Genomic DNA, 18,287 nt, shown 5'->3' with positions numbered 1-18,287 from the left:
ATAATAGGGCCGTGAGGCAAGCTGGATCACGCTGTGGCGCGGGCTGTATGTTCCAGCAGGTCATAGGCGCCATCCGGGCCATCGCCATTGCCCACCTTGCGGAACCCCTGCGCCTGATAGAAGGCCAGCGCCGGCTGATTACGCTGCAGACACTTCAGCTGGAAGGGATGGTGGCCCCAGCCGGGCAGCGCCTGCAGCAAGCGCTGGCCAACGCCCAGACGCTGGTGATCCGGGCTGACAAACAGGTGGTGGATGAAATGGTCCGCCTCTTGCAGGGCAATGAAGCCTGCCAGCCTCTGCTGCGCATCCACCGCTACCCATAAGGCTTCCCCCACTGTCTGGGCATCCAGATCATCCCGCTGGAAGGCATCCGGTGGTTGCCAATGAAAGGCGATGCGCCGGGTGGTGAGAAACAACTGGCGCAGCGCGGGTTGGTCTGCTGGGGTGGCCGGGCGTATGGACACAACAGGCATGCCAAGGCTCACCAGTCGCGCCATTCGTCGGTGATGTCGTCTTCACATGCGAGCCCGGCCTCGTTGACTGCCAGGCAGAAAAAATCACACAGCATTTCACGCTCACCGGTTTCGATCATGCAGCCTTGCACTGAGTCATTCAGCGCGTTGATGCCCAGCACAGCGGTCTGCACCGCCGCCATGATGTCCGCCTCCGCTTTGGGGTTTGGCAGGCCTTGCAGTGTTTGCAGGAAGCGGGTCAGCAAACCATCCAGTTGGTCGACATGCGCCTGTTGGTAACCCACATCGGCCTTGGGGTCGTACCACGGATCATGCTCCCCCTCCGCCCCGGCGTACTTCATGTAGTGGGTGATCTCGCTGATCAAGTCATGCTTGGATATCCAGGCTTCGCTGTTCTCGGACGTCATGAGGTGGCCTTTTTTGCGCTGAGGTGCAATTGGGGAATGCAGGGGTTGCATGCCATACCAATGGCATCATTGTGACGGCCCAGTCTTAACCCCAGCTTTAGTCACCGCATCCATGCCGGCACACGGCGAGTCGCATCAAGGCGAGACTATTGCTCGTTCAGCGGTACTGGTTGCTCCTGCCCGCTCTCATCATAGCGTTGTGCAGACTGCTGCTGGGCGGCTGCCTGGGCAAATGCGACAGCCATCTTGTAACCCTGATAGGCGGAGTAGGCCACATACAGGGTAGCGGTCATGTAGAGGGCTGCGCCGATATAAACCAGCACGGAATTGGGCCCGGCAGGCGGGCCATATTCATTTTCATCCTCTGAGCCGGGCAGGATCAGCAGCAGCAGGAAGGCGATGATGCAGATGCCCATGGTAATGAGCCCCATCACCGGGCTCTTGGTCAGCACCATGAGTACCGAGAGCAGCGGCAGCAGCAGCCATTTGCTGCTCAGGTTCAAGTCATGCAGACGCAGCGCCCACACCCGCAGGGTAATCCAGAAGGCCAGCAGACCCAGGATCAGGTCTAGCGCCATGCCAAGATTGACGATGTCCATCAGTCCCGTCAGCACACTGGCGCCCACCTGGTAGGCCATGAAACGGATGCGTCCGATGCGGCCTTCCAGCGAGAGGGCCACCAGCGGCGGGGTATCCCAGTCTGGCCCATCGTCATCTTGCCGGGTTAGCGGGCTGCTGGGGGCGGCGTAGATGTCCTTGCCAGAGGTGGGTGAATCGGTTGCGGGCGCAGGGCTCGCCGACGGCTGGTTGCGCGCTGCCAGCATGCGCGGCATGTCGGCACCACACTGTACGCACAGGGTGCGTTTGGGCTGCTGCTTGCCGCAGGCCGGGCAGGTCATCTCGCTGCTGGCAGGTGCTTCAGCCGGTGGAGGTGTCTCCAGCCCCGGGGCATCGACCAGCGACAGCCCGCCGGGCTGCGGCGCGGGGGGCTGTGCGGCGGCGGGAGGGCTGGCCACAGCGGGTGCCGCTGCGGGTGCAGGGCCATCTGGGCTCAGCATCAGCCAGGGGTCATCCGCCGCCATCGGCGCCGGGGCGGGTGACGGGGCCGGGCTGGCTACAGCCGCAGGCTCAGGCGCCGATGCCTGCGGGGGCTTGCTGGCGGGCATCGCCATCATCCACGGATCATCGGCACTCTCGGGCAACTGACTGGCCGCAGGGGCAGCGGGTATGGGGGCCGGGCTGGGGGCGGCGACGGGGGCCGGTACAGGGTTGGGGGCGGCTGCCACTACCGGCTCATCGTCCAGCGTGGCCAGCAGGGTAGGGAAGGCGCTGGCACCGGGCTTGCTGACACTGACTACCGGGGCAGAAACGGGTGTAGCCGCTGCGGGCTCCGGCGCGCTGGTTTCCACGCGTGCATCGGCACCAATTCGGGTCAGCGCATGCAGGTATTGCGGCAGTTGCGTGACTGGCAGCGCCTTGCGGATGACCGTTACTTTTCCGGCCAGCAGCCCGGTGGCTTGCTCCGGCGGAATCTTCAGCAGTGCCGCCAAGGCTTGGGCAACCTGCTGAACATCATGGCCCGGCAGCACCTGGCCGGTCAGGGAGAGGGTAACCGTGTCGGACATGGGCGCGTCAGCCGCAGCTAAAAGTAGCCATTGTGCCTGAGCCCGCCGCCCACCTCAATCGGAGATGGACGAAGCGTCAGCTTGCGGGCTTGAACGGTCAGCATGCGACGGATTGCTCGGCAATCTCCAGTCGCAGCTGATGCGACCCGCCGATGGGTAGGGTGAGGCTGTTGTCCAGGGCGTTGCCGTTTTCCACGCACAGCATCTGTGACCAGTGCGGGCCAACATCAGGGATGTGCGGCTCGGCACCGGGGCCGGGGTTCCACACGATGGCACTGTGCAGACCTGCACTGCGCAATTGCAGCGCGGGCAGGCCAGGGCGGTGCAGGGTGAGTGTATCTGGAGCATTCAGATAGACCCGGTCGAGCAGGCTGTCGATCGTTACCGGGCCTTGCTGTTGGCCGCTTTGCTGGTCGGGCTTGCTGTAGAAGGAACAGCCGTCTAGGCCGTCTACCGTGGCTTGGGCGACCTGCGGCACCGGGAAGTAGCTGTGCAGCGCGTGGCTGGTGGTCAGCGGGCGGTCATCCAGATTATGCATGGTCAGCGTCAGCCGCAGGGTTGTACCTAGCTGCATGTGCAGCTCCAGCCGGAAGGGGTGGGGCCAGAGCGCACGGCTGGCGTCGCTGTCTTGCAGCTGCCAGTGCAGGCTGGCGCCTTGCGGGGTGACTTCGGCCTGCTGCAAGGTCCAGTCCAGCTGGCGGGCGATGCCATGCTGCGGCAGGCTGCTGTCGTTCGGATGAGCGCCAAACCACGGCCAGCACAGCGGAATGCCGCCACGTATGGCCTTGCCGCGCTGAAAGCGTGACAGAGGGGATAGCCACAGCATGGGCGATTGGCCATGTGCTTGGTATTGCAGCAGTTGCGCGCCTTGGCGGGCAATCAGCGCCTGGCCGAAAGGGGCGTCGATATGCAGCAGGTCCAGCTCATCGCGTTGCTGCCACTGGCTATAGTCTGGGGTGAGGGTCATCGGGTGGTCTCGTTCGGCGGCGCGCACAGCATCTGTACGCCGCAGGCTTGCAGGGTGTCGTCGGGCTGATCGGTGACCAGCACATCAATTTGGTTCAGTTCGCTGACAAAATAGGGCGCCAGCTGGTGGAATTTGCTGTGGTCGGCCAGCAAGGCTGTCCGCACCGCGTGCTGGCTCAGCGCGCGCTTCCACTGGGCATCCAGCGGGTTGGCCGCAGTCACCCCGGCTTGCGGATGGATGGCGCAGACGCCTACAAAGGCCCAGTCGGCACGGATGCCCGCCAAGGTCTGCAGGGCGGTTTCGCCAAGGAACACTCGATGCGAGGGTTGCCAGGTGCCTGCTGCCAGAATCAGGGTCACCTGCTCATCGTCGGCAAACAGTTGTGCAATGTCCAGCGAGTTGGTCAGCACGGTTAGCGGGCGGACTTTCAGGTGCTGCGCCAGCGCCAGCTGGGTTGATCCTGCATCCAGCAGCACCACCTGCCCGGCTTCCACCAGCTGTGCTGCACGCTGGCCAATGCGGGTTTTGCTGTCGCTGAGGATCTGCGTGCGGGTTTGCCAGGGCAGGTGCGGGATGTCCAGCAGCACCGCGCCACCATGCGCCTTTTGCAGATAGCCCTCGCTCGCCAGCGCGCGCAGGTCGCGCCGCACCGTATCTTCGGAAACGGCCAGCCGGGCGGCCAGATCGGCCACCGTCACCCGCCCCTGGGCTTTCAGCTCGCTGAGGATGTGTTGTCGGCGTTCTTCGGTAAACATGCGCCCCAGTATAGCGGTAATCCAGCGTACTTGTGAGCGTGCTTGCATTATGTGTTCCGATATTTGCTGTTTTGTGCCGATATGTGCATAATTGGATCAGCGTGTGGCTGGAGAAGAGAATCATGCAACTCGCCTATACCTGCCTGTGGGTGCGAGACCTGTCGCGGATGAGCAGCTTTTACCAGAGCAACTTTCAGGCCAGCGCCAGTGAGCGCCGCTGCGAACTATGGGGCGCAGTGGAAAGCACCTGCCTGCTGTTTGAAAACGGAGCCTCACTCAAGCTGCTGCAGGCACGCGCGGACCAGGCACTGCCAGCGCAAGGCAGCTTTGCGGTGGGGGCCGGGCGCGCAGCCGATGTCGACCGCCTGACCGAGCAGCTGGCCGCCAAGGGATGCACCATTCTGGCCGAGCCCCGGCTCAGTGTGGATGGATACTATGAAAGCGTAGTGACGGACCCGGAAGGAAATCCGGTTATCATTACCATTTAATGGATCTCAACGCTTGGGATCTGGAAGGAAGGGTCATGAACCTGATCGACGGCATTGGCATGGTGGCGGCCTGCTGCACCACCTTCGCCTTTTTGCCCCAGGCGCTCAAAGTCTGGCGTGACCGCTCGGCGCGGGATATTTCACTGGCCACCTATCTGCTGCTGGTGATGGGCATTGCCTTGTGGCTCTGGTATGGTCTGCTGATCCAGTCCCTGCCGGTCATTCTGGCGAACGCCTGCTCGCTGCTGCTGGCGGGCTCGGTGCTGGTGATGAAGTGGCGCTTTGACAGGATGCTGGTTGTGCACCGCATCAAGGCACCCTGCCCCCAAGCAGGGCATTGCGATTGAGTCGACCTGCCGCTTGACGAGAGGGGCAGGCCGGACGCTTCTCTCGAAAGGCGAATGCATGAAAGTGTATGTCTGTGAACGCTATGGTGCGCCGGAGGTCCTGACACTGCAGGAGCGGCCGCAGCCGGTGCCGCAGGACAAGGAAGTCCTGATCAAGGTGCATGCCACTACCGTGAACTCGGGCGATTGCCGGGTGCGCGCCCTCAATGTGCCACTGGGTTTTCGGTTGATCTCAAGGCTGGCCTTGGGGTTTAGCAAGCCCCGGCAGCCGGTGCTGGGCACCGAGCTGGCGGGCGAGGTGGTGGCCGTCGGCCAGGCGGTGCAACAGTTTGTCGTGGGTGACCGGGTGTTTGCCTTCACCGGCATGGCCATGGGCTGCCACGCCGAATACCGCTGCCTGCCTGAAGACGGCAAGCTGGCGCGGATCCCGGCAGGGCTCAGTGATGCCGAAGCGGCGGCACTCTGCTTTGGTGGCATGACTGCACTGGACTATCTGCGCCGAGGGCGGCTGCAGCCGGGCGAGCGCATTCTGATCAATGGTGCATCCGGCACGGTGGGCAGCGCGTTGGTGCAGCTGGCTCGCCATCAAGGGGCCGAGGTCACGGCCGTGTGCAGTACCGCCAATGTCGAGCGGATGTACGCACTGGGCGCGGCGCAGGCGATCGACTATACCCGTGAAGACTTCACCCAGCGTGGCGAGCGCTGGGATGTGATTGTCGATACCGTGGGGAATGCACCCTATCGTCGCAGCAAATCGGTGTTGAATGCTGGAGGCCGCCTGCTGCTGGTGCTGGCCGGGCTACCCGACATGCTGCCCGCACCCTGGGTTGCGCTGACCACCCGTCACCGCATCATCGCCGGCCCCGCCGCCGAGCGCAGGGAAGACCTGCTGGCTGTGGCGGAACTCGCCGCCAGCGGCGTGTTCAAACCGGTGATCGACTGCAGCTATCCCTTTGAGCGAATGGTGGAGGCGCATCGCTATGTCGATGGCGGCCACAAGCGGGGCAGCGTGGTGATCGAGCTGCTGCCGGACTGACGGGTGTACTGCCGCTGACATCGGTCCGACACATGCGGCTGATAGGCTGTGCAGACCGCGTGGCGTGATGATCCCGCGACATGAAACTGACCCGACAAGGACACGTTGTGAAAAGAATGGCACATAGAGGGCTGTTGCTCGCCCTGGTTTGCATGGGCACCAATGCCGAAGGCTGGTATGCCACCAAGACACCGTATCAGCCGCAGCAGGATGCGGCCAGTTATGAAAAGGCGCCTGCTGGTTTTGCGCCGATGTTCACCGAGCTGGTGGCGCGGCATGGGTCGCGCGGTCTGTCCAGCGCCAAGGACGATGTGATGTTGTACGCGCTGTGGCAGCTGGCGCAATCGGAAGGCGCGCTGACCCCGCTGGGGCAGCAGCTAGGGCCGGACCTGATGGCAATGATGAAGGCGAACGCCTTGCTGGGCTGCGGCGTAGCAGACATCAGCAAGCCGGGCTATGGCAACCTCACCGTGCGTGGTCTCCGTGAACATCGCCAGCTGGCCGAGCGTCTGCTACAGCGGCAGGGCGCACTGTTTGCCGCAGCGCTGAAGGACGGTCGAAAGCTGGTGGTGCAGACCTCCGGCGTGGACCGGGCCATCGACAGCTCCCGTTCCTTTACCCGCTCGCTGGCAGAACGCTTGCCAGCGCTACAGCCCTTGATCGTGCCCGCACCCGCCTTGACCGGCTACCCGGCGGATAAAGCGGTGGCACAGCCGGAGGGGGTAAACCGCTTCCAGCTGTATTTCCACCGCCTAAAGGCCGATACCGATCTGGTTACAGACAACTCAGACCCCAACTACGCGGTGTATCAGGATAGCCTCGCCATCCAGCGCTACCAGAAAAGTGCGGAAGCCAAGGATGCTGTTGAAGCCTCCCGCAAGGACCCCGCCCTGAAAGCTGCAGCCCGCGCGGTGGTGGTGCAGTTGTTCAGCCCGGAATTTGTCGAGCGCATCGACAGCGGCAAGCTGTCGCTGAGCTTGGGCAGTTTCGCATTCAATAGTGAGGATCAGCGTTGCAGTGGGACCGCTGGTAGCGGCGGCAAGCGCAAGGTGGATGATACGCTGGAGGTAGCGCAGGCGCTGTATGGGCTCTACCAGATTGCGCCCGCGTTTGAGACCACACTGGAAGCCGCGTTCAGCCGCTACCTGCAGCCGGAGCAGGCTCGCCTGCTGGCGGCTGCTTCGGATGCCGAGGATTTCTATCTGAGTGGCCCGTCCACCGTGGCCTCTGCCAAAGTCACCTCGCGCATGGCCAATGGCCTGCTGCAGGATTTTTTCCGTGAGGTGGATGTGGTGGCACAAGGCAAGATGGACCATGCCGCCAAGCTGCGCTTTGCCCATGCGGAAATCATCATGCCGTTCGCCACCCGCTTGGGGCTGGCCGGGGTGGATGCGCCAGTGGCTGAGGGACAACGCTACCGCTACGAGAGCAACCCATGGCGGGGTCAGACCGTTTCACCGATGGCCGCCAATATCCAGTGGGATATCTGGCGCAACCCGCAAGGCCAGTTGCTGGTGAAGATGTTGTACAACGAGAAGGAAACTGCCTTCAAACCGGCGTGTGACAGTGCAAGGCAAGCCCAAGGCAGTTTCTTCTACGACTACAGCAAGTTGAAAGCCTGCTACGCCGATACGCTGGCGGAGACGGTTGCCCGTTGAGACTCACCCCTGGCCTGGGCTGGTGAGCCAGGCCAAGGTTTGCTACGGCATGTGCCCCGGTCCGGCCCGCTGCATGCAGTGGGCCGGTGCGGTCATTTATCCACCAGCGGACGTCCTGCCGCCTGCCAGCTGTCGATGCCGCCGCAGAGGAAGCGGGCATCCACCCCTCGCGCACGCAAGCGCAGGGCTGTGGAGCGGCCGACTTCGTGGCCATAGATACAATAGACCGTCACTGCCTGGCCGGGTTGCAGCTCTGCCGCCCACTCATCGACCCGCGCCGGGTCTTGCCAGCGCGCTCCGGGCAGCATGTGGGCCGACTGCTGGAAGGGCCCGGCACGGCGTACGTCCAGGATGGTGCTGTCGCCCAATGCGTCGGGCTCCACTTCGTAACCCTCGCTGCAGGCGTGTACCGCATGCTGGTAACGCAGATAGAGCTTGTCCCAGTCGATCTGCTGCATGAAAGCGTCGACATAAGCCCCGGCATTGGCGCCGAAGTCCAGATGGTAGGCGTGCTCGTACATGTCCAGTGCCAGCAGCGGCAGGCTGCCCGCCTGCAGCTGGGTATGGTCGCTGGCCCACTGGTTGATGAGGCGTGCGCTGCGCGGATCAAAGGCGAGAATCACCCAGCCGGAGCCGCCGCCCAGCGCCTTGCCCATCGCCGCGAACTCTTGCTGCCATTGTTCGACACTGCCAAAGCTGGCCGACAGCGCCAGTGCCATGGCCGGAACCATCGGCTCCGGGGCCGGGTGCAGGCTGTCGAAATACAGCTCGTGCAGCGTCACGGAATTGCTGGCGATCAGTTCTTCGCGCTTGAGGCCGTTGATATGGTAGTTGGCCTGCCCGCTCAGCGGCTGGGCAGCCAGCTCGCTGCGCAGCGCGTTCAGGCGTTTCAGTGCGCCTTGGTAGTTGTTGCTGTGGTGGCTGTTCAGCAAACGCTCAGATAAGCCGGGCATCTGCGCGGGATCAAAGGGAAGGGGGCGAGGCAGCAAGTTCATGACAAGCATCCGGTGACAGGTTAAGGGTGCAACAGGGTCTGGATCAGCAGCCCGGCCAGCGCCGAGGCGATGATCACTTCGATCACATTGCGTTTGAAATAGAGCAGGGCCACCCCCGCCGCCAGTGCCAGCAGCGCGGCGGCCCATTCAAAGCCGCCTTGCCAGCCTTTTGGCCACAGCAGATGCCAGGCGAAGAACAGCGCCAGATTGAGGATGACGCCGACCACCGCTGCGGTAATGGCGGTCAGCGGCGCGGTGAGCGACAGCGTATGGTGGCTGCGCTCCACCAGTGGCCCGCCGGCCAGAATGAACAGGAAGGAGGGCAGGAAGGTGAACCAGGTCACCAGCGAGGCGGCCACCACCCCAGCCAGTAGCAGGGCATCCGGCCCGAACAGCGCCTTGCCATAGCCACCCAGGAAACCAACGAAGGCCACCACCATGATCAAGGGGCCGGGCGTGGTTTCGCCCAGCGCCAGCCCGTCCATCATCTGCCCGGAACTGAGCCAGCCGTAATGGCCGACTGCACCCTGAAACACATAGGGCAGCACCGCGTAAGCGCCGCCAAAGGTCAGCAGCGCCGCCTTGGTGAAGAACCAGCCCATCTGTGTCAGCGTATGCTGCCAGCCGTAGTACTGATACAGCGCGGCCATCGGCAGCAGCCACAGCAGCAGGCCGACCCCGATTACCGATGCCAGCCGCGACCAGCGGAACTGCGCATGCGGCGGGGTGGGGGTGTGATCGTCAATCAAGGCGGGGTGATGCGTGCCGCTGGCCTTGCCATGTCCGCCGCCAGTGGCAAACTGCGCCGGAGCGATGCGCCCACCGATATAGCCAATCGTCGCGGCACAAGCCACGATCAGCGGGAAGGGCAGCCCGACGGCAAAAATGGCGAGAAAGGCCACCGCGGCAATGCTCCACAGCCAGGGGTTGCGCAAGGTACGGTTGCCCACCCGCCAGGCGGCCTGCAACACCAGCGCGGTGACCGCAGGCTTGATGCCCCAGAACAGCCCGGCGACGATGGCGGTATGTCCCAGCGCCACATACAGCCAGGAGAGGCCAATCAGGATCAGCAGCGAGGGCAGCACGAACAGCGCCCCGGCGACGATGCCGCCCGGCACCCGGTGCATCAGCCAGCCCAGATAGGTGGCCAGCTGTTGCGCCTCCGGCCCCGGCAGCAGCATGCAGTAGTTCAGCGCGTGGAGGAAGCGCCGCTCGGAGATCCAGCGCCGTTTGTCCACCAGCTCCTGATGCATCAGTGCAATCTGGCCTGCCGGGCCGCCAAAGCTGATGAAACCCAGCTTCAGCCAGAACAGCAGGGCTTGCCAGAAGGAAACGGGCGGGGGCGGGGTGTTGTCAGCCAAAGGGGAGGGGCTCATGCGGCAGGGGTATCCTGGCTAAAGTGGGTCAACAGGCCATCCAGCACCGCCGAGGCGGCAGCCAGCAAGGCATCGTCATCGGTCAATTGGGCGCGCAGCCCGGCGAGAATGCCTTCCAGACCGGGGGCTTCCGGTGGCATGGCACCACCGGCATCCAGACTGTGCACCACGGCAGCGAGGCGCAGCAGGGCGGGCTGCTGCAGGCCAAAGCTGCTGAGCAACACTTCGAACGTCACCTGCTTGCCGACATGGCTGAAGGTGGCGCCGTCAAAGTCGTAGCCCAGTGCATCCGGCGGGCAATCGGCGGGGCTCGCCAGCCACAGCAGCGTGGCGTGCGGGTCGATGAAGCGGCGGATCAGCCAGGCGCTGGCCAGCCGGTCCACCCACGGCCGCTGGCGGGTGGCCCACACCCGGCCCTGATAATCGGCCAGTAACAGACGGGGAATGTCGCCACCTTGCGGCTGTGGCTCGTCCGGCGACAGCGCACGGGCGCAGGCCAGCTCCAGCTCGCGCAGCGTAGTTTCGCAAAGCTGCTGCGGCTCAGCCGGGAAGAAGTCGATCTCGGCCAGCGCCATATGCGCCTTGCGCAGCTTGCGCGTGTGCCGCTGCACCTGCGGCAGGGTATCCGGCGTCAGTGTTTGTCGCAGCTGGCGAATCTCGGCGCGCAGCGCGCTGAATTCGGCGCTACGGTCAAACAGCGGGATGAAGTCCTCGTCTTCTTCCGAGCGCAGCGTCAGCAAGTGGGCGCTGCCGCCGCCTTCACGCACCTCATGCGCCAGCTTGCCCAGGGTATCGAGGCAGGATGGCCGGGCGGGCATCAGGTAGACGCCATCGCGCAATACCGCTGCGCCGGATGCCTTGAGCGCGCGCCACGCCCGCTGGCGCAGGGTGGCATTCTCAGTAGGCAGGGTGGTAATCAAGCTGAGCCAATTTTCCATGATGCTATTTCTACATATTTGTAGATATATTGTCAAATTATGTTGATGATGTGACGGTGCGAGCCATAAAAAAGCCCACCCTGTGCAAACAGGGTGGGCTGCGCCACAGCTGAAGCGGCGGTTCAGGCGGGTTGCAGCTGCTTGCTGAACAGTACCGCGTTGTTGAGGTCTTTCAGGGAGACGGTCATCGCCTTGCTCTTCGGGTCGATGTCCACCTGACCGAAGAACTGCAAACCGGCCAGCGGCGAGGTGTTCGGTTCCTTCGGGGCTTGCTGGAACACCACCTCGATGCCAAAGGTACGGTCAATGGCGTTCGGGCCAAAGCTGCCTGCGTTCAAGGGGCCGGACACAAACTCCCAGAACGGGTCAAAGTCGCCAATCTGTGCGCGGTTGGGGTGGTAGTGGTGGGCGGCGGTGTAGTGCACGTCGGCGGTGAACCACACCACATTGTGAATGCGCTGCTTCTTCAGCTCGCGCAGCAGCCAGGCGATTTCCTGCTCGCGGCCTTTCGGGCTGCCGTCTTCACCGTTGGCGATGGCTTCCCAGCGTGCGGTGCCGTCGGCCAGCTTGCCATCCGGCACGTGCAGGCCAATCGGCATGTCGGCCATGATGGCCTTCCAGGTGGCTTTGGAGCGCTTCAACCCTTCGACCAGCCACTTGAGCTGGGTTTCGCCCATGAAGTCGCTATCGTGATCGCGGCTGGTTTGCAGGTTGGCACTGTTAGGGCCGCGATAGCTGCGCATGTCCACCACAAACACGTCCAGCAGCGGGCCGTGGCTGAACTGGCGATAGATGCGCTCCGGCTCGCTGGCGTCCGCCGGGCGCAGCGGGGCGTATTCCAGAAAAGCGCGGGTGGCGCGGGCCTGCAGCACGCCGACGTTCTTTTCCTGATAGCGCTTGTCGCCGCTCAGGTCCTTGCTGTCGGACCAGTTGTTGGTCACTTCGTGGTCGTCCCACTGCCAGATTTGCGGCACTTCGCTGGCAAAGCGGCGCACATTGGCATCCATCATGTTGTAGCGATAGCGACCGCGGAACTCGTTCAGCGTCTCGGCCACCTTGCTCACTTCTTCGGTCACCAGATTGCGCCAGATGCGGCCTTCTTCCACCTTGCGCTCAGCCTCGATCGGGCCATCAGCGTAGATGGTGTCGCCACAGTGCATGAAGAAATCCGGGTGCTGCTGGCGCATGGTTTCATAGATGCGCATGCCGCCCCATTCCGGGTTGATGCCATAGCCCTGACCGGCGGTGTCGCCCGACCAGACAAAGCGCACCGGGCGTGCCACTATCCCCGGCGTGAAGAAGCGGCCCACCACCGGCTCAGACAGGGTGCGGCCGGTACCGGCATCCTGATAGCTTACCCGCACAAAATGCTGCTGCCCGGCGGGCAGGCCGCTCAGGTCCACCCGACTGGTGAAGTCCGTTGCTTCCGTGGCCCACGGGCCCACCATGCGGCGCGGGTTGGCAAAGCGCTCGCTGGTGTCCCACTCCAGAATCATGCGGGCAGTACGATCAGCGCGCGTCCAGATCAGGGCCCGGTTGGCGGTGACATCACCAATCTGGATGCCGGAGGGCAGGGTAGGACGCACGGCATCCGAGCCGACAATGGCCGGGGCGGCCAGCAGGCGGGTGGCGGGCAGGGCCAGCGCACTGCCTGCCAGTGAAGATTGCAGAAAACGACGACGATCCATGACATACACTCCAGAGTCAACAAGTCGCCGCGCAGTATGCGGGCTGGCTGTGACACGGCCATGATGAAGGCATGACGCCGGTGTGTCGCGACAGTGACAACAGGGGCTAAGGCGTGCTGATGATCTCCTCGACCGCCGCCCGCGCCATGCCACTATCACTGTGACCCACGCCGGGCACGGTGCGCAGCCGCCAGTGGAAGGGCACCGCACGCTGCTGCGCCTGCTGCCGGGCCAGCTGGAAGAAATACTGCCCGCGCTGCAAGCGATTCGGCCCTTGTGCCTCGGCCTCGGCCTCCTTCGGCAAGTGCGGGTGATGCGGATCAGTGTCCTCCTCCCCCAATAGCACCAGCAGAGACTGTGCCAGCGCCGCGGTTAACTGGCCTTCATCAACCCGTGCCGGGTCCAGCGCCCACGGAAAGCCGGGTTGGCTCCCTGTAGGAAAGCGCGGCAGGGTATAGGCCCCGGCATTGGCCGAGATCGCCAGCGCCACCCGCGGGTGCGGCATGAGCAGCATGAAACGGTGTACAAACTGCGCCCCGGCAGAATGGCCGTACAGGTAATACTGCGCGGTCTGCAGCGATTCCCGGCTACGGATCAGGTCAAACAGGTGCTCAATGCTGGCAAAGCTCCAGCGCGCCGGGTCGGCATGGCGAACACCGCCAAACTGATAATCCGCCTCTCGATAGTAGGCCTTGGCAAACTCCGGCACGATCAGCAGGAAATGATGGCGCCTGGCATAGTCCGCCCAGTGGTCGCGATAGGTTTCACCGTTGCGCAGGGTGCCATGCATCACGAATACCACCTTGCTGTCCGGCCGCAAGCTGGCCGGGCGGTAATACCAGACGGTGATGGGCTTGTCCGGATGACCAGCATCACGGTACTCAAACTGTCCCTTGCCCACCGCCAGTGGCTGCGCAGCACACGCCAGCGCCAGCCCGCCTCCTAGCAGCAGGAAAGCAAGGCGGTGCACGATCCGGTAAAACAGTAGGAACATGGTCAACCTTTGCAGCGTCGCAAGCTGGCCCTTGCAGGGTGTGGGCGGCAAGCGGCATCATGAGCGTACACAGACGCCATGCGGGCAGCATGGCCTCACCAAAACATTGAAGACGAGGACAATACGATGCCTGATCCCGCTTGGGAAGCCGTACAAAAAGAACGTTGGCAAGCCTTTGCCGCCCTGCATGCGGTGCCGGACTGGCTGCAACGCTGCGCACAAGCGCAGTTCAGCGACTGGCAGGAACTCTATCCCGGCTGCTGGTTTGAAACCCATAACCAGGATTTCATACCGGAGCAGCTAGAGGTCGCCTGCCTGATGTACCTCACCCCGCCGTGGCAAGAGCCGAATGATAGCGAGGACTGGTTTGAAGCGCAGGAATCCATCATCGTCGGCGTCTGGCTGCGTGATGGCGCCACACTGACCACCGGCCCGGTACTGGCCTTTGGCTGGGCCAGCAACCATGATGACCCGGACACCAGCTCCCCCACCGGCATCTACATCCTGGCAGAAAACCTGGACGGCCTGCAGGCCCTGCTAAGCAGCGGCGCACTCTGGTGCAATGTGGAAGATGCCTCCGGCAACAACTGGCAGCAGACGCCAGACGAAGCCGCCGGGCGCGCCTTTGCCCAGCGGATCGACCTCGCCGTCGCCGACCCCGCCACCGCCCTCGAACGCGCCCACGCCGCCCACCGCCAATGGCGCGATGAACTGGAAGCGGTGTTTGAGGAGGAGTGAGTGAGGGGCTGGAGTTGGTCGTGCTGGTGAGATCAGCTGCTTATACGAACGGAGCGATCAGTCAATGCAGTAAGCGGTGCGCGGTATCATTCAGCAAGTGACGTGTATTCCCAAGGGCTGGGGTGCCGGTGTGCGGTTTGATGGTGAGCTGGAGGAAGTGGTTGCTGCACTACATGGCAAGGCAGAATTTTCATATATTCACTTGCTGGCAGTTTGATAAGCCGATATATGAGCTTCAACTAGGAGTCCCCGCATGCATATCCCGTCCGGCTTCAATATCGTGACCCCTTACTTCTTTGTGCGGGATGCGGAATCCTTTGTCCGCTTCCTGATTCAGGGTCTCGGTGGGGAGGAAACTTGCCGCAGCATGCGCCCCAATGGTGAGATTGCCAATGCGCAGGTTCGGCTGGGGACCTCCACCGTGATGATCAGCGAAGCCACTCCTCACTATCCAGCGATGGCGGCGGCGTACTACCTCTATGTGGAAGATGCTGATCAGGCCATGCAGCTTGCTCTGCAGCATGGTGCCACGCTGGAGATGGCCGTAGAAGACATGCCGTATGGCGACCGGCAAGGCGGCGTGCGTGATGCGCACGGCAACATCTGGTGGCTGAGCCAGCGCCTGGTGGATGAGGCGTACCAGCCATAAGCCTGCCGGGCTACTACAACACCGACTCACTATTTTTGTGGAAACGTAAAGATGTCCTGTTCTCGGATGCTGCTCGGGCTGATCACACTGGTTGCGGTGCATATTGCGCAGGCAGATGAAGCCTTGTCGTTTGGCCCGGCCATTCGGGCGGAGTTGCCGCGCGAGACGCTGAAAGTGCTACCGTTGTTACCGCTGGAGCCACCCAAAGCGTTGGCCGTAGGGGCGGAGGTGCTGGTGATTTCCGGGTATAAACCTGGTGAGGTGGATCGCCAGAAGCATCCGGTGCAGGTGAGGGTAGATCGGCCCGGTTCCAGAGTGCTGTTGATATTGGTTGGGGGAAAGCAAACCCGCTGGCAGCTTACCGCAACACCACAAACCACCGTGGTGGGTATTCTGGTATCCGGCTTCGAACCACAAACACTGAGTACCAGTGTGCCCACCCTGGCATACCGGGTTGCACTGGGCGAACCCCGAGAGATTGACAGCCCGGAGTTCGGGAAACTGATGAGTCAGTTGAATGCCCTGTTTGGCATCACTAAGGTGGATGTTTTCCAAGGTCATGGGACTTTGCCGCCGGATATTTGCATCACCCAACTGGACCCACCCAGCGCAGCACTGACCCAGGCTGGGCCACAACCCCAAAAACCGGACAGCAACTTTGTATTCAGCCTGATCACCAAGGATTTTATTCGGGTGAACTGGAGCTTGACGGGGCCGCAAGAGTCCGTCAAAAAAGCCTATTATGACCGGAGCCTGTTGGTGTTGTCCGACTCAGGCCGGGCGTTGTACCGGATGGATTATAGCGGGGACTTTCTGGAAATCATCGACCTGCCTGAGGAGCGGTCTACGCTGGTGCATCTGCCGCCGGATTTCCCTGAGTTTTCTCATCCCAGAGATATTGCCTATGACAGCAAACGGGAGATTGTCAGCATCGTCACATGGGGAGGGCATGGCTACTGGTATCGCTATGATGCCAAGAACCGGAAGTGGCTTGATTATCAATCTCTACAAGGGGTTGACCTCGCCTCTTTGACTTATGATCGCAAACTGGACCGCTATGTTGCGCTGGAGGAGCGGGGGGATGGGCTGTTTCTGATTGCTGCAGAAAGTGGGGATGTCGTCAAACGCAAGGTCCAGTCTCGTCTGGAGGGGCGTGGACGGATCACGCGCGAGTCAGGGCTCAGCTTGTTCTCCATAAATGACAAGCTCTGGATTGCCCCCAACGGGGATGATATAGCACTGGTGTATGTGAACGCGGGTAAAGTCAAACGGATCTGGCATTACAACGTCAAGACCGACAAAGTAGTGATGACGTATTGAGTGGGGAGGACTGGACAGACGGGGTGTCGTTTCTTTTTTTATCTACCCGCCTCAGAAAACTGCCGAAGCACAGCGGTGTGCCTGGCAGTCTGGCACCATCATTTACTTGATGATCTTCCACTGTGCGCTGAACCAGCCGGATTCAATCGGGCCGGCTTTGGCGCTGCCGGTTTCGACGTGGAGGTACTGGTTAGGCTTCCAGCGGTTTTGCAGGCGGATCCAGCCGTCGCCGGTCTGGATCACCTTCCACTGGGCGCTGTGCCAGCCGGGGGTGATGTTGGTGCTCTTGAGCGAGCCGGTCTCAATATTCAGGTAGTTGTTGCTGAATTTTTCCTTGATGCGGATAAAACCTTCGCCGGTGTCTTCAATGGTGAACTGGCTATTGCCGTTGACCGTCAGCGGCTCGGTCACTTCTTCCCAACGGGTCTGGAAGGTGTCTGCCATGGCGGTGGCCGAGGCCAGGGTGATCAAGGCGGCGATAAAAGGCTTGCGGATACGATTCAAAATAACTGCTCCTGCGTTCTTGTATGGTTTAAGCGCATTGGTTAATACGCGGGCAGAAGCTTACACAGCCATTGTTTCATCATCAAGGCGCTGAGCATGGATTTCCAGGGCTGACTTGAGTTTCAGTTAAGGTATGTTTTACCGTACCTTTGGTCTGCGCATGCCGCCACGCCCTGCATGGAGGGTGGCAGCTGCAGGAACAAGGCTATGCCATCAGCAAGCCCCTGTGGTACATCCCACCCTGTCGGGGGCGGGATGTACCTGTGTCATCTGGGAGCCAGTGGGTCATGCAGCGATGGCGGCACGCCCTGTTTGAGCGGTCAGCAATCCAGCCTGCTGCAGGGCCTGTGCGACGGCTTGCGGGAAGGGCGTATGCGGCTCCGGGCCAATCAGCGCTTCAAGTGAGCGGTTGTTCAGCGCGTGCGGCGTGCGCCACAGGTAATTGAGCTTGACCAGACTGGCGACTTCTGGCTTGAACCAGCCGACCACGCGCAGGATAGACCATGGCAAACGCTTGACGGTGAGCGCTTGCGCCTGTGGCAGCCAGCCTTGTTGCTGCGCAATCGCTTGCAGCACTTTGGCCCAGTCTGCGCCGGTTTGCTGATGGCCAGCGAAGTGCAAGCGGCTGAAGGCGGGGAGCTGATCGCGCTTGTTGGCCACCCGTACTGCCGTGGCGGCCAGGTCTGGCAGGTAAGCCCATGGCGTAGCGACGTCTTGCGGCCCTGGCCATTGCATTACCCCGCCGTGCAGGTTTTTGGCAATGGCCTGATCCAGCCAGGTGCCACTGTCAGCACCAAAGAAATCGCCCGCCCGCAGTACGATAGCCTGCCGGATCTGACCTTTTTGCACCGCCACTTTCAGTGCGTGTTCCATGTGTACCCGGACCTGTGCTTTGTAGTGGTCGGGCTGGAAGTCTTGCTCTGGCGTCAGTTGTGGGGTCAGCTGGCTGCCATAGTTGTAGACGGTACCCGGCAGCATCAGCGCGCAGCCCAGTGCCGCTGTGATGCCAATGCTGGCTTCCAGCATCGGCAGTGCGTGTTGCTTCCAGTCTGCATCGGTGTAGCGCGGGCTGAGGCCGTGTACCACCAGGTCGATCGGGCCCGCAGCGGCGGCGATGCTCTGGCTGTCTTGCAGGTCCATCGCCAGCCAGCGCACGCCAGCTTGCGGCTGTGGTTGGCGGCCGGGACGGGTGAGGGCGGTGACTTGCCAGCCATCGGCCACGAAGGCTTTGAGTGCGGCACTGGCAAAGCGGCCACGGGCGCCGAGGATCAGAACGTTTTTCATGCTGTGCTCCGGGTGGGTTGGGTGTGAAGCCATTGTCCGGCAAGG

Annotated in this window: 19 protein-coding genes; 7 read left to right on the top strand and 12 right to left on the bottom strand. The window is 62.5% G+C overall.

Annotated features, from left to right (window positions below; genetic code table 11):
* Positions 1 to 26: 26 nt before the first annotated feature.
* From HF682_RS03145 to HF682_RS03125, 5 genes are all read right to left on the bottom strand, one after another.
* Entirely contained in the window at positions 27 to 473 is a 447-nt protein-coding gene (locus tag HF682_RS03145; RefSeq protein WP_168875778.1) for a GNAT family N-acetyltransferase, read from the bottom strand.
* 8 nt (positions 474 to 481) lie between these two features.
* The gene (locus tag HF682_RS03140; protein WP_168875215.1) at positions 482 to 880 is read right to left on the bottom strand and encodes a hypothetical protein; all 399 of its coding nucleotides are present in this window, start codon (positions 878 to 880) and stop codon (positions 482 to 484) included.
* A gap of 146 nt (positions 881 to 1,026) precedes the next feature.
* Positions 1,027 to 2,505: a DUF805 domain-containing protein gene (locus tag HF682_RS17930; RefSeq protein ID WP_168875777.1), complete on the bottom strand. Its 1,479-nt coding sequence runs from the start codon at positions 2,503 to 2,505 to the stop codon at positions 1,027 to 1,029.
* Positions 2,506 to 2,602: 97 nt separating this feature from the next.
* Positions 2,603 to 3,472 (bottom strand): D-hexose-6-phosphate mutarotase, encoded by an 870-nt coding sequence (locus HF682_RS03130; RefSeq protein ID WP_168875776.1) that lies wholly within the window; start codon positions 3,470 to 3,472, stop codon positions 2,603 to 2,605.
* Positions 3,469 to 4,275, bottom strand: coding sequence for a DeoR/GlpR family DNA-binding transcription regulator (locus HF682_RS03125; protein WP_168875775.1), 807 nt, complete (start codon positions 4,273 to 4,275; stop codon positions 3,469 to 3,471). Before HF682_RS03125 ends, HF682_RS03130 begins: the two co-directional genes overlap by 4 nt.
* A gap of 74 nt (positions 4,276 to 4,349) precedes the next feature.
* Here HF682_RS03125 and HF682_RS03120 point away from each other — a divergent pair, with 74 nt between their 5' ends.
* From HF682_RS03120 to HF682_RS03105, 4 genes are all read left to right on the top strand, one after another.
* The gene (locus HF682_RS03120) at positions 4,350 to 4,715 is read left to right on the top strand and encodes a VOC family protein (protein WP_168875774.1); all 366 of its coding nucleotides are present in this window, start codon (positions 4,350 to 4,352) and stop codon (positions 4,713 to 4,715) included.
* Between the two features lie 35 nt (positions 4,716 to 4,750).
* A complete protein-coding gene (locus HF682_RS03115) occupies positions 4,751 to 5,062 on the top strand; it encodes a SemiSWEET transporter (RefSeq protein WP_168875773.1) in 312 nt (103 codons plus the stop codon).
* 58 nt (positions 5,063 to 5,120) lie between these two features.
* The gene (locus tag HF682_RS03110) at positions 5,121 to 6,098 is read left to right on the top strand and encodes an NAD(P)-dependent alcohol dehydrogenase (RefSeq protein ID WP_168875772.1); all 978 of its coding nucleotides are present in this window, start codon (positions 5,121 to 5,123) and stop codon (positions 6,096 to 6,098) included.
* 134 nt (positions 6,099 to 6,232) lie between these two features.
* Positions 6,233 to 7,756, top strand: coding sequence for a histidine-type phosphatase (locus HF682_RS03105; protein WP_205881879.1), 1,524 nt, complete (start codon positions 6,233 to 6,235; stop codon positions 7,754 to 7,756).
* Positions 7,757 to 7,848: 92 nt separating this feature from the next.
* Here HF682_RS03105 and HF682_RS03100 read toward each other — a convergent pair whose 3' ends face one another.
* The 5 genes from HF682_RS03100 to HF682_RS03080 form a co-directional block, all read right to left on the bottom strand.
* A complete protein-coding gene (locus HF682_RS03100; protein WP_168875770.1) occupies positions 7,849 to 8,751 on the bottom strand; it encodes a Fe-Mn family superoxide dismutase in 903 nt (300 codons plus the stop codon).
* 20 nt (positions 8,752 to 8,771) lie between these two features.
* Positions 8,772 to 10,127 (bottom strand): chromate efflux transporter, encoded by a 1,356-nt coding sequence (chrA, locus tag HF682_RS03095; RefSeq protein ID WP_168875769.1) that lies wholly within the window; start codon positions 10,125 to 10,127, stop codon positions 8,772 to 8,774.
* Entirely contained in the window at positions 10,124 to 11,065 is a 942-nt protein-coding gene (locus tag HF682_RS03090) for a chromate resistance protein ChrB domain-containing protein (RefSeq protein WP_168875768.1), read from the bottom strand. Before HF682_RS03090 ends, chrA begins: the two co-directional genes overlap by 4 nt.
* Before the next feature lie 122 nt (positions 11,066 to 11,187).
* Positions 11,188 to 12,753 carry an alkaline phosphatase D family protein gene (locus HF682_RS03085; protein WP_168875767.1) on the bottom strand — a complete coding sequence of 522 codons (1,566 nt, stop codon included), beginning with the start codon at positions 12,751 to 12,753 and terminating at the stop codon, positions 11,188 to 11,190.
* Positions 12,754 to 12,859: 106 nt separating this feature from the next.
* Complete coding sequence (locus tag HF682_RS03080; RefSeq protein WP_168875766.1) at positions 12,860 to 13,747, bottom strand: alpha/beta hydrolase family protein; 888 nt, start codon at positions 13,745 to 13,747, stop codon at positions 12,860 to 12,862.
* A 126-nt stretch (positions 13,748 to 13,873) separates the two neighbouring features.
* Here HF682_RS03080 and HF682_RS03075 point away from each other — a divergent pair, with 126 nt between their 5' ends.
* The 3 genes from HF682_RS03075 to HF682_RS03065 all read left to right on the top strand — a co-directional run bounded on the left by HF682_RS03075 (position 13,874) and on the right by HF682_RS03065 (position 16,454).
* A complete protein-coding gene (locus HF682_RS03075) occupies positions 13,874 to 14,485 on the top strand; it encodes a hypothetical protein (RefSeq protein WP_168875765.1) in 612 nt (203 codons plus the stop codon).
* 253 nt (positions 14,486 to 14,738) lie between these two features.
* On the top strand, positions 14,739 to 15,134 hold the full coding sequence (locus HF682_RS03070; RefSeq protein ID WP_168875764.1) for a VOC family protein: 396 nt from the start codon (positions 14,739 to 14,741) through the stop codon (positions 15,132 to 15,134).
* A gap of 66 nt (positions 15,135 to 15,200) precedes the next feature.
* Positions 15,201 to 16,454 carry a hypothetical protein gene (locus HF682_RS03065; protein ID WP_168875763.1) on the top strand — a complete coding sequence of 418 codons (1,254 nt, stop codon included), beginning with the start codon at positions 15,201 to 15,203 and terminating at the stop codon, positions 16,452 to 16,454.
* A 102-nt stretch (positions 16,455 to 16,556) separates the two neighbouring features.
* Here HF682_RS03065 and HF682_RS03060 read toward each other — a convergent pair whose 3' ends face one another.
* Together HF682_RS03060 and HF682_RS03055 are read right to left on the bottom strand one after the other, a co-directional pair.
* Positions 16,557 to 16,958 (bottom strand): RICIN domain-containing protein, encoded by a 402-nt coding sequence (locus HF682_RS03060; RefSeq protein ID WP_168875762.1) that lies wholly within the window; start codon positions 16,956 to 16,958, stop codon positions 16,557 to 16,559.
* A gap of 285 nt (positions 16,959 to 17,243) precedes the next feature.
* The gene (locus HF682_RS03055; RefSeq protein ID WP_205881878.1) at positions 17,244 to 18,242 is read right to left on the bottom strand and encodes an NAD-dependent epimerase/dehydratase family protein; all 999 of its coding nucleotides are present in this window, start codon (positions 18,240 to 18,242) and stop codon (positions 17,244 to 17,246) included.
* Between the last annotated feature and the right edge of the window lie 45 nt (positions 18,243 to 18,287).

The organism is Leeia aquatica, assembly GCF_012641365.1.
GTDB lineage: Bacteria > Pseudomonadota > Gammaproteobacteria > Burkholderiales > Leeiaceae > Leeia > Leeia aquatica.
Note: the sequence above shows the minus strand (reverse complement) of the source record. Positions and strands in the feature narration are given on the sequence as shown.

Bases quoted from the DNA above. Each gene is read 5' to 3' on its own strand.
- HF682_RS17930 (WP_168875777.1), bottom strand. From the start codon at position 2,505: ATGTCCGACACGGTTACCCTCTCCCTGACCGGCCAGGTGCTGCCGGGC.
- HF682_RS03110 (WP_168875772.1), top strand. From the start codon at position 5,121: ATGAAAGTGTATGTCTGTGAACGCTATGGTGCGCCGGAGGTCCTGACA.
- HF682_RS03120 (WP_168875774.1), top strand. From the start codon at position 4,350: ATGCAACTCGCCTATACCTGCCTGTGGGTGCGAGACCTGTCGCGGATG.
- chrA (WP_168875769.1), bottom strand. From the start codon at position 10,127: ATGAGCCCCTCCCCTTTGGCTGACAACACCCCGCCCCCGCCCGTTTCC.
- HF682_RS03055 (WP_205881878.1), bottom strand. From the start codon at position 18,242: ATGAAAAACGTTCTGATCCTCGGCGCCCGTGGCCGCTTTGCCAGTGCC.
- HF682_RS03100 (WP_168875770.1), bottom strand. From the start codon at position 8,751: ATGAACTTGCTGCCTCGCCCCCTTCCCTTTGATCCCGCGCAGATGCCC.
- HF682_RS03140 (WP_168875215.1), bottom strand. From the start codon at position 880: ATGACGTCCGAGAACAGCGAAGCCTGGATATCCAAGCATGACTTGATC.
- HF682_RS03145 (WP_168875778.1), bottom strand. From the start codon at position 473: ATGCCTGTTGTGTCCATACGCCCGGCCACCCCAGCAGACCAACCCGCG.
- HF682_RS03130 (WP_168875776.1), bottom strand. From the start codon at position 3,472: ATGACCCTCACCCCAGACTATAGCCAGTGGCAGCAACGCGATGAGCTG.
- HF682_RS03080 (WP_168875766.1), bottom strand. From the start codon at position 13,747: ATGTTCCTACTGTTTTACCGGATCGTGCACCGCCTTGCTTTCCTGCTG.
- HF682_RS03125 (WP_168875775.1), bottom strand. From the start codon at position 4,275: ATGCAAGCACGCTCACAAGTACGCTGGATTACCGCTATACTGGGGCGC.
- HF682_RS03065 (WP_168875763.1), top strand. From the start codon at position 15,201: ATGCTGCTCGGGCTGATCACACTGGTTGCGGTGCATATTGCGCAGGCA.
- HF682_RS03085 (WP_168875767.1), bottom strand. From the start codon at position 12,753: ATGGATCGTCGTCGTTTTCTGCAATCTTCACTGGCAGGCAGTGCGCTG.
- HF682_RS03090 (WP_168875768.1), bottom strand. From the start codon at position 11,065: ATGGAAAATTGGCTCAGCTTGATTACCACCCTGCCTACTGAGAATGCC.
- HF682_RS03070 (WP_168875764.1), top strand. From the start codon at position 14,739: ATGCATATCCCGTCCGGCTTCAATATCGTGACCCCTTACTTCTTTGTG.
- HF682_RS03075 (WP_168875765.1), top strand. From the start codon at position 13,874: ATGCCTGATCCCGCTTGGGAAGCCGTACAAAAAGAACGTTGGCAAGCC.
- HF682_RS03115 (WP_168875773.1), top strand. From the start codon at position 4,751: ATGAACCTGATCGACGGCATTGGCATGGTGGCGGCCTGCTGCACCACC.